General features: G+C 65.5%; 14 protein-coding genes. 13 read left to right on the top strand and 1 reads right to left on the bottom strand.

Going from position 1 to position 14013, the window contains the following annotated elements; genetic code table 11:
- Nucleotides 1-5: 5 nt before the first annotated feature.
- The 12 genes from ACWDUN_RS15515 to ACWDUN_RS15460 all read left to right on the top strand — a co-directional run bounded on the left by ACWDUN_RS15515 (nucleotide 6) and on the right by ACWDUN_RS15460 (nucleotide 12932).
- Nucleotides 6-1181 carry an OB-fold domain-containing protein gene (locus tag ACWDUN_RS15515; protein ID WP_449930069.1) on the top strand — a complete coding sequence of 392 codons (1176 nt, stop codon included), beginning with the start codon at nucleotides 6-8 and terminating at the stop codon, nucleotides 1179-1181.
- 94 nt (nucleotides 1182-1275) lie between these two features.
- The gene (locus tag ACWDUN_RS15510) at nucleotides 1276-2445 is read left to right on the top strand and encodes a thiolase C-terminal domain-containing protein (RefSeq protein ID WP_449930067.1); all 1170 of its coding nucleotides are present in this window, start codon (nucleotides 1276-1278) and stop codon (nucleotides 2443-2445) included.
- Nucleotides 2435-3232 carry an MlaE family ABC transporter permease gene (locus tag ACWDUN_RS15505; RefSeq protein ID WP_447711185.1) on the top strand — a complete coding sequence of 266 codons (798 nt, stop codon included), beginning with the start codon at nucleotides 2435-2437 and terminating at the stop codon, nucleotides 3230-3232. The genes ACWDUN_RS15510 and ACWDUN_RS15505 overlap by 11 nt, the downstream gene beginning before the upstream one ends.
- A 4-nt stretch (nucleotides 3233-3236) precedes the next feature.
- A complete protein-coding gene (locus tag ACWDUN_RS15500) occupies nucleotides 3237-4094 on the top strand; it encodes an MlaE family ABC transporter permease (RefSeq protein WP_449930066.1) in 858 nt (285 codons plus the stop codon).
- Between the two features lie 16 nt (nucleotides 4095-4110).
- A complete protein-coding gene (locus ACWDUN_RS15495) occupies nucleotides 4111-5388 on the top strand; it encodes an MCE family protein (RefSeq protein WP_449930064.1) in 1278 nt (425 codons plus the stop codon).
- Complete coding sequence (locus ACWDUN_RS15490) at nucleotides 5385-6410, top strand: MCE family protein (protein ID WP_449930062.1); 1026 nt, start codon at nucleotides 5385-5387, stop codon at nucleotides 6408-6410. Before ACWDUN_RS15495 ends, ACWDUN_RS15490 begins: the two co-directional genes overlap by 4 nt.
- On the top strand, nucleotides 6410-7492 hold the full coding sequence (locus ACWDUN_RS15485) for an MCE family protein (protein ID WP_449930060.1): 1083 nt from the start codon (nucleotides 6410-6412) through the stop codon (nucleotides 7490-7492). Before ACWDUN_RS15490 ends, ACWDUN_RS15485 begins: the two co-directional genes overlap by 1 nt.
- Nucleotides 7492-8940: an MCE family protein gene (locus tag ACWDUN_RS15480; protein ID WP_449930058.1), complete on the top strand. Its 1449-nt coding sequence runs from the start codon at nucleotides 7492-7494 to the stop codon at nucleotides 8938-8940. The genes ACWDUN_RS15485 and ACWDUN_RS15480 overlap by 1 nt, the downstream gene beginning before the upstream one ends.
- Nucleotides 8940-10268 carry an MCE family protein gene (locus ACWDUN_RS15475; protein ID WP_449930191.1) on the top strand — a complete coding sequence of 443 codons (1329 nt, stop codon included), beginning with the start codon at nucleotides 8940-8942 and terminating at the stop codon, nucleotides 10266-10268. The genes ACWDUN_RS15480 and ACWDUN_RS15475 overlap by 1 nt, the downstream gene beginning before the upstream one ends.
- On the top strand, nucleotides 10268-12019 hold the full coding sequence (locus ACWDUN_RS15470; RefSeq protein ID WP_449930057.1) for an MCE family protein: 1752 nt from the start codon (nucleotides 10268-10270) through the stop codon (nucleotides 12017-12019). Before ACWDUN_RS15475 ends, ACWDUN_RS15470 begins: the two co-directional genes overlap by 1 nt.
- Nucleotides 12016-12501, top strand: a complete 486-nt coding sequence (locus tag ACWDUN_RS15465) for a hypothetical protein (protein ID WP_449930055.1) — start codon at nucleotides 12016-12018, stop codon at nucleotides 12499-12501. Before ACWDUN_RS15470 ends, ACWDUN_RS15465 begins: the two co-directional genes overlap by 4 nt.
- 2 nt (nucleotides 12502-12503) lie before the next feature.
- Nucleotides 12504-12932: a hypothetical protein gene (locus ACWDUN_RS15460; protein ID WP_449930053.1), complete on the top strand. Its 429-nt coding sequence runs from the start codon at nucleotides 12504-12506 to the stop codon at nucleotides 12930-12932.
- Nucleotides 12933-12938: 6 nt separating this feature from the next.
- On the opposite strand, the gene ACWDUN_RS15455 is transcribed toward ACWDUN_RS15460, so the two are convergent.
- The gene (locus ACWDUN_RS15455) at nucleotides 12939-13340 is read right to left on the bottom strand and encodes a hypothetical protein (protein WP_449930051.1); all 402 of its coding nucleotides are present in this window, start codon (nucleotides 13338-13340) and stop codon (nucleotides 12939-12941) included.
- A 113-nt stretch (nucleotides 13341-13453) separates the two neighbouring features.
- Between ACWDUN_RS15455 and ACWDUN_RS15450 the strand changes: the two genes are divergently transcribed.
- Nucleotides 13454-13963 (top strand): Rv2253/PknI dimerization domain-containing protein, encoded by a 510-nt coding sequence (locus ACWDUN_RS15450; RefSeq protein WP_449930049.1) that lies wholly within the window; start codon nucleotides 13454-13456, stop codon nucleotides 13961-13963.
- Nucleotides 13964-14013: the final 50 nt, after the last annotated feature.

Raw genomic sequence — 14013 nt, 5'->3', positions numbered from 1 at the left:
AGCCCATGCCTTACGTTTCATCGATCGGCACCTACCTGCCGTGCTGGGGTGAACCCCGGCACCGGGTGCCCGGTGATGACGAGGACGCCATCACCCTGGCGGTCGAGGCGGGCCGTGCCGCGTTGGAATCCGGGGCCGCCGTCGAGCGGGTCGTGCTGGTCAGCCGGAATCTACCTTTGGTGGAGAGCAGCAACGCCGCGGTACTGCTCGCCGGCTTGGGCCTCGATCCCGAACTCGAGGTCGACGAGCGCCTCGGCGGCGCACCGGCGACGGCCGACGCAGTGAGTTCCGCGCGACCCCGCACGTTGATCATCGGGGTGGATCTGGAGCCCGCCGGTGCGGCGGCGCTGGTCACCGCCGAACAGGGCTTGCGGGTACGCACCGCGGCGCGGGTGGCACGCAGTCTGCCGGTGCGCACCCGGACCGCGGCGGGCGGCGTGCAGGAGTACGGCGACCCCCATCTGCTGCACGAGCGCGGCCTGATCGCGTCGCTGGAGGCGGCGTGGCTGGACACCCCGGCCGCGGTGGCCGGGGTCGCACACGAGCGGGCCGTCGAACTGTGCCTACCCGGGCCGCCCGAACTGCCTACCCTCGGTGCCAGCGCCAGCATCTTCGCGTTGGCCGGCATGGCCGAAGCGGGGCGCACCGGTGCGTTGGTGGCCGTCGAGCAGGCCATCCTGTCCGGTCTGACGGTCAGCGGCGGGCCGGCCGCGACACATCGCCGTGAAACATCGGCGCGGCCGGTGCCGACATATACCTATGTGCGGGGCAGTGATATCCCGATCTCTCTGGCCGCCTACGAGCGTGCCTTCGAGGCGAAGGTGCGCTGGGAGGCGGGAACGTTCGCCGGCAGTGACGATCTCGACTTCCCGCCGCGGTTCCGGGTCGGTCGGGACGGGACGCTGGCCACCGACTATGCCCTGGTGCCGTTGCCGCGCACCGGATCCGTCTACACCGAGGTGACGGTGCATGTACCCGTTCCGGGTCTGCGCACGCCCTATTCGCTGGTGATTGTCGAGCTCGATGACGTCGATGTCCGGGCCCTGGTCAAGGTGACCGGGGTGGAACCGGGCACGGTACAGATCGGTGATCGCGGCCGGATGGCGTTGCGCCGCGTCGCGGTGCGCTCGGGTGTGCCGGATTACGGCTATGCCTTCGCGCCGAACGAGGTCGCGGCATGAGTGGCCAGTCGGAGCCGGCACGCGGGTTTCGCAAATATGGGCACGTTTACCGTAAACCGTTCGATACCATCTCCCTCGCTACCGGGAGGGGGTCATGAGAAACGTCGCCATCGTCGGCGCGGGGATGACCACCTTCGGGGAACACTTCGCGCTCGGACTCAAGGATCTGCTTCCGTTGGCCTTCGCCGACTGCGTCCGCAGTATCGACAAGGGCCTGGACAAATTCGATCTGCAGGCGGCCTGGTACGGCTCGATGGGCACCGCCGACGGGTTCCCGGCGGGGATCCTGGCCGATACGCTCGGGTTGCCGGATCTGCCGGTCACGCGGATCGAGAACTCCTGCGCCACCGGTAACGACGCGGTACGCAACGCGCTCTTCGCGGTCGCCTCAGGCGCTTTCGACGTCGCCCTGGTCATGGGCGCGGACAAGCTGCGCGACACCACATCGGCGGACATGTTGTGGGAGTGGGAGGCGATGGCCCGGGACAAGGCCTGGGACTATCCGCTGGGACTGGTGGCACCAGCCGGGTTCGCCCTGCACGTGCGGCGCTATCTGCACGAGTCTCCCGCCACCCGGGAACATCTGGCGATGATCGCGGTCAAGAACCACCGGCACGGCATGCACAACCCCAAGGCGCGATTGCGCTTCGAGATCACCATGGAGCAGGCCATGGCGGCCCCGGTGGTGGTGACTCCGTTCCACGTATATGACTGTGCGCCACAGAGTGACGGCGCAGCGGCGCTGGTGCTCGCGGCCGAGGATGTGGTGAACCGTTTCACCGACCGCCCGGTGTGGATTCGCGGCGTCGGACTCGGCTTGGATTCGGTGATGCATCAGCACAAGGCCGACCTGACGACCTTCCCGGCCACCGTCCGGGCGGCCAAGCAAGCCTTCGCCATGGCAAATATGACACCGGCCGATATCGATGTCGCCGAAGTGCACGATTTCTTCACGGGAATCGAGCTGATCAGCTATGAAGATCTAGGCTTCGCCGACCGGTTCGACGGATACAAACTTGCCGAGGCGGAAGTCACCAGCGTCGGGGGAGCGCTGCCGGTGAACACCAGTGGGGGCTTGAAGAGCAAAGGGCATCCGCCGGGTGCCACGGGTGTGGCACAGTGCGTTGAGCTGTTCGAGCAGTTGCGCGGCCAGGCATGCAATCAGGTGGACGGTGCCCGAGTCGCGTTGGCGCACAATGTCGGCGGCCCGACAGCAGTAGCAGCAGTCACGATTCTGGAAGGACCCGGTGGGGATGGCGGATAAGTGGTCGCCGGGTATCGGCCAGATTCGACGGTTGTCCGGCCCGATGCAAGCTGTCGGAGCTCTGTTCCTGATGGGTGCCGACGCGTTCCGGTACGCGTTCCAGCGCCCTTTTTACGGTCGTGAATTCCTCGAGCAGTGCTGGTTCATCTCACGGGTGTCGATGGCACCCACCCTGCTGGTCGCCATTCCCTTCACGGTGCTGGTCAGCTTTACCCTGAACATCCTTCTGCGCGAACTGGGTGCCGCCGACTTGTCCGGTGCGGGAGCGGCATTCGGCGCCGTCACCCAGATCGGACCCATGGTCACCGTGCTGATCGTCGCGGGCGCCGGTGCCACCGCGATGTGTGCGGACCTCGGTTCCCGCACCATCCGCGAGGAGATCGACGCGATGGAGGTGCTGGGCATCAACCCGATCCAGCGACTGGTGACGCCGCGGATCCTGGCGTCCGGCTTGGTGGCACTGCTGCTCAACAGCCTCGTCGTCATCATCGGAATCCTGGGCGGCTACACGTTTTCGGTGTTCATCCAGGACGTGAACCCGGGTGCCTTCGCGGCCGGTATCACGCTGTTGACGGGCGTGCCGGAGGTGATCATCTCGTGCGTGAAGGCCGCGCTGTTCGGTCTCATCGCCGGCCTGGTGGCCTGCTACCGGGGGTTGACCATCACCGGCGGTGGTGCCAAGGCGGTCGGCAATGCGGTGAACGAGACGGTGGTCTACGCGTTCATGGCGTTGTTCGTGATCAACGTCGTGGTCACGGCCATCGGCATTCGATTGACGACGGGGTGATCTGATGGGTTCACTGGTGGTGTTGCGGTCGACGTACCCGCGGCTGGCCGCGCAGGTACGCAAGCCGGTGTCGTTGCTGTCGCGCATCGGCGATCACACGTTGTTCTACGGCAGGGCGATCGCCGGCGTCCCGCACGCGGCACTGCACTATCGCAAGGAGGTCATCCGGCTGATCGCCGAGATCTCCATGGGTGCCGGTACTTTGGCGATGATCGGCGGCACGGTGGTGATCGTCGGCTTCCTGACCCTGGCGACCGGTGGCACACTGGCCATCCAGGGCTACAGCTCGCTGGGCAATATCGGCATCGAAGCGCTGACCGGATTTCTGGCCGCGTTCATCAACGTGCGGATCGCGGCACCGGTCGTCGCGGGCATCGGCCTGGCCGCCACATTCGGCGCCGGTGTCACCGCGCAGCTCGGGGCGATGCGCATCAATGAGGAGATCGATGCGTTGGAGGCCATGGCCATCCGGCCGGTCGAGTACCTCGTCAGCACCCGCATCGTCGCAGGAATGATCGCGATCACGCCGCTCTATTCGATCGCCGTCATCTTGTCGTTCCTGGCCTCGCAGTTCACCACCACGGTGTTGCTCGGGCAGTCCAGCGGGCTCTACGACCACTACTTCAATACGTTCCTCAATCCGATCGATCTACTGTGGTCGTTCCTGCAGGCAATTTTGATGGCCATCGCGATTCTGCTCATCCACACCTATTTCGGGTACTTCGCCACCGGTGGTCCCTCCGGTGTCGGTGTCGCGGTGGGTAATGCGGTGCGCACATCTCTGATCGTCGTGGTGTCGGTGACCCTGTTGATCTCGCTGGCGATCTACGGCGCCAACGGAAACTTCAACCTGAGCGGCTAGCGGGCAGGAGACTTAGGTGACAGAGAATTTGGGCCCGGGCCCGGCCCACCGGTCCGAAACGACCAGCGGAGCACCGCCGATCGCGGCCAAGCCTGGCCGCAGCTTCGGCGCGGCCGGCTATGCGCGCCCACTGGCCGGGCTGGCGACGATCGTGGTGCTCGGACTCGTGGTGCTGCTCGCGGTCGGTCTGTTTCGTGCCGACTTCACGAGGACCGAGTCGGTGACGTTGATCTCGGACCGGGCCGGCCTGGTGATGAACCCCGATGCCAAGGTGAAGATGCGCGGTGTCGAGGTTGGCAAGGTCGCCGATATCGAGGCGCTGCCGGACGGGCGCGCCTCCTTGGAGCTGGAGATGAATCCCAGTCAGCTGCAGCTGATCCCATCGAACGTCACCGCCGATATCGCGTCGTCGACTGTGTTCGGCGCCAAGTTCGTCAACCTGGTACCACCGGATGTTCCGTCACCGAAGGCGATGTATGCCGGTCAGGTGCTGCAGGGGCAGAAGGTGACGGTCGAGATCAACACCGTGTTCCAGCAGCTCACCCGGGTGCTGGACAAGATCGACCCGGCCAAGCTCAACGAGACTCTCGGTGCCATGTCGGCCGCGTTCGGTGGCCGTGGCGAGAAGATCGGCCAGACGCTCAGCGATTTCGACGCGCTGCTGGCGAGATTGGAGCCCAGCCTGCCGAACATGGAACGTGATATCGAGGATATGGCGATCGTGGCCGATGCCTACGCCGACGCCGCACCGGATCTGATGCGCACTCTGGAGCACACCACGCGCATCAGCCAGAGCATCGTGGAGGAGGAGCGAAACCTCGATGCCTTCCTGATCAGCATGATCGGGCTCGCCGATGTCGGCAATGATGTCATCGGCAGCAACAGCCAGCCGCTCAGCGACACGCTGCGTCTGCTGGTGCCGACCACCGACCTGCTCCGTGAGTACGCGCCGTCGCTGACCTGCGCGTTGCAGGGCATGTTGTTCGTGAAGAACCAGCCACCGCTGCCCGATCCGGGTGTGCTGGTCAACGTGGCCTTCACGTTGGGCATCGAGCGCTACCGCTTCCCGCAGAACCTGCCCAAGGTCGCGGCCAAGGGTGGCCCCAACTGCATGGGCCTGCCCTACATCGGATTCGGTAACCGCGCCAAGTACCTGGTCACCGACACCGATGCGAATCCGTGGCAGTACGGCAACCAGGGCATTCTGCTGAACTCCGACGGCCTCAAGCAGATGCTCTTCGGACCCCTGGACGGTCCGCCGCGCAACACCACACAGGTAGGACAGCCGGGATGACGCGTTCGACGACCACTCTGGTCAAGTTCCTGGCGTTCGCCGTGGTCATGGTGCTGCTGACGGTGTTCCTGTTCATGGCCTTCGGCCAGTACCGCAGCGGCTCCACCAACGGATACTCGGCGGTCTTCGCCGACGCGTCGCGGTTGTCATCGGGTGATTCGGTGCGGGTTGCCGGTGTGCGGGTGGGCACCGTGAGCGATGTGACGCTGCAGGATGATCGAACTGTGTTGGTGAAGTTCGACACCGATCGTGAGGTCGCGCTCACCACCGGCACCACGGCCGCGGTGCGCTACCTGAACCTGGTCGGGGACCGTTACCTGGAGCTGATCGACACACCCGACTCGACGCGGTTGCTGCCGGCCGGGGCCCAGATCCCGATGGAGCGCACCGCCGGAGCGCTCGATCTGGACCTGTTGCTCGGCGGTCTGCGACCGGTGATCCAGGGTCTGAATCCGCAGGATGTCAATGCGCTGACCACCTCGCTGATCCAGATCCTGCAGGGCCAGGGGGGTGCCCTCGATTCGCTGATGAGCAGGACCTCGTCGTTCTCGAACTCGTTGGCCGACAACAACGAAGTGATCCAACAGCTGATCACGAACCTGAACGAGGTGGTCGACACGCTGGCCGCCGACGGTGACAAGTTCTCGGACACCATCGACGGGTTGGAGCAACTCATCACCGGCTTGGCGCAGGACCGAGACCCCATCGGCGACGCGATCACCGCGTTGGACAACGGAACCGCCTCGCTGGCCGGTCTGCTCACCGAGGCGCGCCAACCGCTGAAGGGCACCGTCGACGAGCTCAACCGGATGGCGCCGCTGCTGTATGACGGCCGTGCGGTTCTGGACGCGGGTCTGCAGAAGGCGCCCAACAACTACAAGAAGCTGGCCCGGCTCGGGTCCTACGGCAGTTGGATCATGTACTACATCTGCGGGCTCTCGATCCGCGTGACGGATCTGCAGGGACGCACCGCCGTCTTCCCGATGCTGAAACAGGAATCCGGAAGGTGCGGTGAGCCCTGATGCTGAAGTATCGCGGAACCAGCCTGGTCAAGGCGGGATTCATGGGCACCATTCTGTTGGTGCTCATTATCGCCGTCGGGCTACAGCCCGAGAAACTCGTGCAGTGGGCCACCTCGGTTCGCCACCAGGCGCTGTTCACCGAGGCCGGCGGCATCACGGTGGGCAACGACGTGACGTTGTCCGGCATCAAGATCGGTTCGGTCACCGATGTGTCGTTGGAGAACGGCGACGCGCTGGTCACCTTCACGACAGCGGGCAAGTATCCCCTCGGGTCGCAGACCACCGCGCACATCCGGACCGGTTCGCTGCTGGGCGAGCGGGTGCTCACCCTGGAATCGGCCGGCAGTGGCATATTGCGCCAGACCGAGGTCATCCCCACCTCGCGCACCTCATCGCCGTATTCGCTGACCGACGCGGTCAGCGAGTTGACCACCAATACTGCGGGCACCGATACGAACTCGCTCAACGAATCGCTGGACACGTTGTCGGCCACCATCGATCAGATCGCCCCGCGCCTCGGTCCCACCTTCGACGGCCTGAGCCGGCTGTCGAAATCGATCAACGGGCGCAACGAGGATCTGGCGGCATTGCTGCGCAGTGCGAGCGATGTCACTGAGGTACTCGGGCAGCGCAGCGATCAGCTGAACACCCTCATCCTGAACGCCAATGATCTGCTCGGCGTTCTGAGTGACCGTCGCGATGCCATCGTCGACCTGCTGGCCAACACCACCGCGGTATCCGAGCAACTCACCGGCCTGGTTGCCGACAACGAGGCGCAGTTGGCGCCCACCCTCGAGCGGCTCAACGGTGTGACCGAGGTACTGGAGCGCAACCGCGACAACATCAACGAGGCACTGCCCAACATCAAGAAGTTCATGCTGTCGCAGGCCGAAACACTGGCCAACGGGCCGTATTACAACGCCTACGTGCCGAACCTGCAGCCGGCGCAGATCCTGCAACCGTTCATCGACTACGCATTCGGATTCCGCCGCGGTGTCAACGCCGGTCAACCGACCGACAACATCGGACCGCGTGCCGAGCTGCCGCTGCCCTACAACGGGATTCCGGGAGGTTCGCGCTGATGAACCGCAAACGCATGACAACCGTCGTCGCCGTGGTGGTGGTCGCCGCACTGGCCGTCGGCGCGGTGGCGCTGGTGCGCCAGCTGTTCTTCGCGCCCCGCACCATCTCGGCGCTGTTCACCACCGCGACCGGTGTCTATCCCGGCGACGAGGTGCGGGTCTCCGGGGTGAAGGTCGGCACGATTGCGTCGATCACCCCGGAGGGCACCCAGACCCGGGTGGTGCTGCGGGTCGATTCCGGTATAGACATCCCGGCCGAGGCAAAGGCGGTCATCGTCGCGCCCAATCTCGTTGCCGCGCGGTATGTCCAGCTCGCACCGGCCTACCGCTCCGAGGGCCCGACGATGCCCGACGATGCGGTGATCCCACTCGATCGCACCGCCGTGCCGGTGGAATGGGACGAGGTCAAGACCCAACTGATGCGGCTGGCCACCGAACTCGGACCGCAGAGCGGTGTGTCGGGCACCTCGGTGTCGCGGTTCATCGACAGCGCCGCCACCGCGTTGGAGGGCAACGGACCCAAGCTCCGCGAGACGATCAGTGAGTTGTCAGGCGTCGCCCGGGTTCTCGCGGAGGGCAGCGGCGACATCGTCGGGATCATCACGAATCTGCAGAAGTTCGTCACCGCCCTGAAGAACAGCAATCAGCAGGTGGTGCAGTTCCAGAACCGGCTGGCAACACTGACCAGCGTGGTCAATGGCAGCGGTGATGATCTCGACGCCGCGGTCAAGAGCCTGTCGGTGGCGATCACCGAGGTGCAGCGGTTCGTGGCGGGCACCCGAAACCAGACCTCCGAACAAGTCCGGCGATTGGCCAATGTCACCGAGAATCTGGTGGACAACAAGATCCAGCTGGAGAACTTCCTGCACATCGCCCCCAACGCATTTCTCAACGGCTACAACATCTACAACCCCTCCACCGGCAGCGCCGTCGGCCAGTTCGTGCTCAACAACTTGTCCAATCCGACCGAGTTCATCTGCGGCGCCATCGGGGCGATCGAGAACGTGACCGCACCGGAGACGGCCAAACTCTGTGCGCAGTATCTCGGCCCGGCAGCACGACTGTTGAACTTCAATCATCTGCCGTTCCCGATTGCGCCGTATCTGATGCCCTCGGCCAAGCCCGAGGACATCATCTACTCCGAACCCGGCCTGATGCCCGGTGGAGCTGGTGGCTCGCCGGTAGCCCCTTCCGCGCCGCCGGAGCTGTCCGCCTATGTCCCGGGACCGCCGCCACCGCCCCCGTTCACCGGTCGCCCGCCCGGCACGCCCCCTCCGGGTGCGCAGCAGATGTTGCCCGGCGCACCGCCGGTGTCGGTTCTGCCGCCCAATGTGCCGTCCTCGTTGCGCGACATGCTGGCCCCAGCCGGTGCACTGCCCGGCCCGCCGCCGGGACCGGTTACGCCCGACACACCGCTGCTACCCGCCGAAGGGACCCCACCGGCATGATGCGAACACGCAGACTCTCGGTGACCGCGTTCGGGGCGTGCGCCGCGTTGGTGACGTCGAGTTGCGCCTTCCAAGGTGTCAACTCGCTGCCGCTGCCCGGCGCAGAGGGACGGGGAGCCGACGCCATCGTGTACCACGTCGAGATCGAGAATGTCGCCACGCTGGAGCCGAACTCGCCGGTGATGATCGACGACGTCGTGGTGGGCAGCGTGCGCAGCCTGGCCGTGAAGAACTGGCATGCCGATGTCGAGGTCTCGGTCAAGCCGGACGTGGTGGTGCCGGCCAACGCGGTCGCCAGCGTGGGTCAGACCAGCCTGTTGGGCTCCATGCACCTGGCCCTGAACCCGCCCATCGGCGAGGCACCCGAGGGCAGGTTGACCCCGGGAGCGACGGTGGCGCTGAGCACCTCGTCGACCTACCCCTCCACCGAACAGACCCTGTCGTCACTCGCGGCGGTCGTCAACGGTGGCGGCCTCGGCCAGATCGGCGATGTCATCCACAACTTCGGTGCCGCCGTGAGCGGTCGCGAGGGCGAGATCCGGGATCTGATCACCCGGCTGGACAGGTTCGTCGGCGTCCTGGACGGCCAGCGCGAGAACATCGTCGCATCGATCCAATCGCTGGACCGACTCTCGGGATCCTTTGCAGGCCAACGTGACACACTCGCCCGCGCGCTGGACAAAATCCCGCCGGCGATGGACGTGCTGATCAAGGAACGTCCCAGGCTCGTCGAGGCGATGCGCCGACTGGGCACGTTCAGCAACACCGCCACCGAGTTGGTCAACGAATCGCAGGCCGACCTGGTGGCGAACCTGAAAAATCTCGAACCCGCCATCAGAGCGTTGGCCGATGTGGGACGTGAACTGCCTGACGTGCTGGAGTACGCGGTGCACTTCCCGTTCACCCAGAGCTTCATCGACCGCGCGATCCGAGGCGATTACTACAACCTGTTCGCCACGGTCGACCTGACGGTGCCGCGCCTGAAGCGCAGCCTGTTCCTCGGCACGCGCTGGGGTGAGACGGGTCTGGAGATTGTCCCTGCGCCGGGTGATCCGCCCTACCTGAACTACACCTATGACCCGCTCAAGACCGGGGTCAACCCGCTGCCGCCGGAAGAAATGCCGCCGCCGGCCGAAGGGGAGATCGTGGCACAGTCGGCTCCGCCCCCGTTGCCGACCAACATGGGCCCGATCCTGCCGGTGACCCCGCCGCCGCCGATGGCCTTCGGCGGCGCGGTTCCGGCGCCGCCCAGCGACGGTCCGGCGCCGATCTTCGCCGGGCCGTATGGACCACAGGACAATCCGCCGACGGCCGAAGGGGGTCGCTGATGCTCACCCGCTTCGTCCGTACCCAGCTGATCCTGTTCACCATCGCCTCGATCGTCGGCGTCACCGTCATGGTGTTCAGCTACATGCAGGTGCCGACACTGCTCGGGATCGGCCGCCTGACCGTGAAGCTGGAACTGCCTGCCACCGGCGGGCTCTACCGGTTCAGCAACGTGACCTACCGCGGCTCCCAGATCGGCAAGGTCACCTCCATCGAACTCACCGAGAACGGAGCCGAGGCGACGATGTCGCTGGACACCTCGCCGCGGATCCCCGCCGACCTGGAAGCCCAGGTGCGCAGCATGTCGGCGGTCGGTGAGCAGTTCGTGGAGTTGTTGCCCCGCACCGATTCCGGCCCGTTTCTGGAGAACGGCTCGGTGATCGCGCGGGACAACACCACCATTCCGCAGCAGGTGGGTCCGATGCTCGACCAGTTGAGTGCCTTGATGGACACGATCCCCGGGGACCGGTTGAGCGATCTTCTCGACGAGTCCTACCAGGCCTTCAACGGCACGGGTTTTGACTTCGGTTCGCTGCTGGACTCGGCGTCGACGATCACCCGTGATGCCAACGAGATCTCAGATCGGACCCGGGCCTTGATCGACGACGCCGGGCCGTTCCTGGACGCGCAGGCGCAGACCACCGAGCAGACCCGTACCTGGGCGGCCAGTTTGGCCGGGATCACCGGCCAACTGTCCGACAACGATGCCCAGGTGCGGTCGATCCTGCAGAACGGTCCTGGTTTCGCGACCGAGACCTCGATGCTGCTGGAGCAGATCAAACCGACGCTGCCGGTGCTGCTGGCCAATCTGACGACGATCGGACAGATCGGTGTCACCTATAACGCGTCGCTGGAGCAGCTGCTGGTGCTCTTGCCGCCGTACGTCTCGCAGATCCAGACCTATGCGCCGACCAACAACCCGACGGGTCTGCCCAACGGCGAATTCTCGCTCGGTCTGGGTGATCCGCCGTCCTGCACGGTCGGGTTCCTCCCGCCGTCGGCGTGGCGATCACCGGCCGATACCACGGTGGTGGACACACCCGACAACATCTACTGCAAGCTGCCGCAGGATTCGCCCATCGCGGTGCGTGGTGCGCGCAACTACCCGTGTATGGAGCACCCCGGCAAGCGCGCCCCGACGGTCGAGCTGTGCAACGATCCCCGCGGATTCCAGCCGCTGGCACAGCGTCAGCATGCTCTCGGCCCGTACCCGATCGATCCGAACCTGATCGCTCAGGGTGTGCCGCTGGACGACCGGGTCCGGCCCGACGACAACATCTTCGGCCCGTTGCAGGGCACCCCGTTGCCACCGGGAGCGACGGTTCCACCCCCGTTGCCGTCGCCGGTGCCGGTCCCGCCGCCCAGCTTCCCGGGCATGGGACCGGGACCCATGCTGCCGGGGCAGCCGCTCTACACCGAGCCTCCGGTGGTGGGCCCGCCGCCGGCGCGGCCCGAACCCGACTACGAGCTGGTGCCGATACCTCCGGCAGACCTGCCGCAAGCCACACAGGTGCCGCAGTTCCCGGATACCGCCGTCGGGGTACCGCACGGTGGTGCCCAGCCACCGCCGCCGGCGGGTGCCGCGCCGGCTGCGCCGGCGGCATTCGGGGGAGCCGGCGAGACCGGGCCCTCGGTCGCGGTGGCCAAGTACAACCCGCGCACCGGCGAGTACATGGGTCCGGACGGGCGCCTCTATCAGCAGTCGGACCTGGTCAAGACGGCCAGCACATGGCAGGAGTTGATGCCGACATGACGTGGTGGACAGCGAAAGTGAGATCGTTGGCTGCGGTGGCGGCTGCTGTGCTCACGACCATCGGTCTCGCGGTCGCCCCGCCGGCGCAGGCAACGATGTACCTGGGCAATTACAACCTGCACATTCCGGAGCGACGTGACTTTCACACCTGGATCTGGTCGGCGCTCACACCGTGCCCGGACGGCCGCGCCGGACACATACCGGACTGCATCAACATCCTCACCATCCCGCAGCCGGTGGCCAAGGCGAAATACACGCACGCCGACGCGAAACTGGTCGACGGCCGTTACACGATGATCATCGACGATCCGTTCGGGCTGCGCTGTGGCGACATCTATTACGGGCCCACCATCCCCACCCACGACGTGTACACGTGGGACGAGAACACCCTTGCCGGCGAGCTGGTTTCGACATTCGCCGTCGGTTGTGACGGTGCCCCGGGAGGCACCCGTGTCTATCCGTTCCACCTGACGAGGATGTGACAATGCGCACGATGGCCCTCTTCGCCGTTCTGCCGGCCGTGGCGGCCATGACCGCGGCGACACCGGTGTCTGCCGAGCCGCCGCCGCCCCCGCCGCCGCCGTTGCACCACGTGCAGTACACCGTGACGACGGATGCGCCGTTCTGGGTTCACATCTACTACCGGGAAACCGACCCACCGACCTGGTCGGACTATTCCCACAATCCCTATGTCTTCAGCCCGCGTGCAGATGTCGACGTCGCCCCGGACAAGCCGTGGGTCTTCGATGCGATGCTGGCCGACCCGGATCTGTGGGCGATGGTCACCGTGCAGTCAGGTGAGTCGCCGAATCTCGATCCGCCGACCATGAATTGCACGTTGGCCGTCGATGGTGTCGTGGTGAAGACCGACAGCGGTCCCAAGGGTGCGTTGTGCTCGCTGCGGAGTTGGTAGATCGTGTCAGGAGTCGCCGCGGCGCCAGCGGGAGTCACCGTTCATCGCGACGCAGCTGAGGAACAGCCCGTCGGGAGCCTGTGCTACGGAATTGTTTTCGTTGATGCACAGACTGTGCTCCTCGCGGATCCCCATCATGGGTGGGGAACGGAACCAACGGGGCTCGTAGCGGCGGGGGGATCCGCAGAAAAGCAGCCGGCCCCAGTTGTTGCGCGCATCGACGCCGAAGGCGAAGTACGTGGTGTTGGTGCACGGGGCTCCCAGCACCGCGTGCGGATTGATGCCCGGGACGCAGAAGGCGTCATTGCAGGTTTGCGGTCCGGCCGCGGCGCGCGGGATGTTCGGTTGTGGGGCAACGACCATCCCGGCCGCTATCAACAAACTGCTTGCAAGCACGGTCACACGCACGTCTTCTACTGTCGCACAAAAGGAAACGAAATTCTCTATTACGGAGAAGATTGTGTGCCACCGGGATATTCTGCGTCCGGGGAACATCACAATCGCATCGGAGGGGTGAACCTTTGCCTGCCAGCAAGCTGACCGCGTTCGCGGCCGTCCTCGCGTCTGCCGGCGTCATAGCGGCCGGGTGCCCTGCCGTCGCCGTTGCAGATCCCGGGTGGGGTATCAACGGCACCTTCCTCACGTCCTCGAACGGTGAATGGGCACAAGTGAATCAGCGCCGCCAGAATCAACCGTCGACACGCAGCACCTGGACCATCAGCACGACCTGTGTCTCGCCGATCGACTGCACCGGCACGGTCAACAGTGATGCCGGCTGGACCGCGCCGATCTACACCACCAACGGCCTGTGGTACGTCAAACGACAGGTGCCCGACTGGCGGTATTGTGCCGACGGTGTGCCCGTCGAGGGGTTGCAGACCTACAAGTTCTATCAGATAGGTGAGAACGGGCACGTCAACAGTCTCGGCACGGAGTACGCCGGCTATGACAAGACCGTCGGTCCCAGTGGTTCCTGTGGTCGTAATCAGTGGCCCACCATCGAGATGCCGTTCTATATGAAACCGGCCTAGCCGCAGAACACCGAAATCGCTGCTACCGCAACGCGGTGGCAGCGATTTCG

The sequence above is a fragment of the Mycobacterium sp. NPDC003323 genome (assembly GCF_053589535.1).
This window is presented reverse-complemented; position numbering and strand designations above follow the sequence as displayed.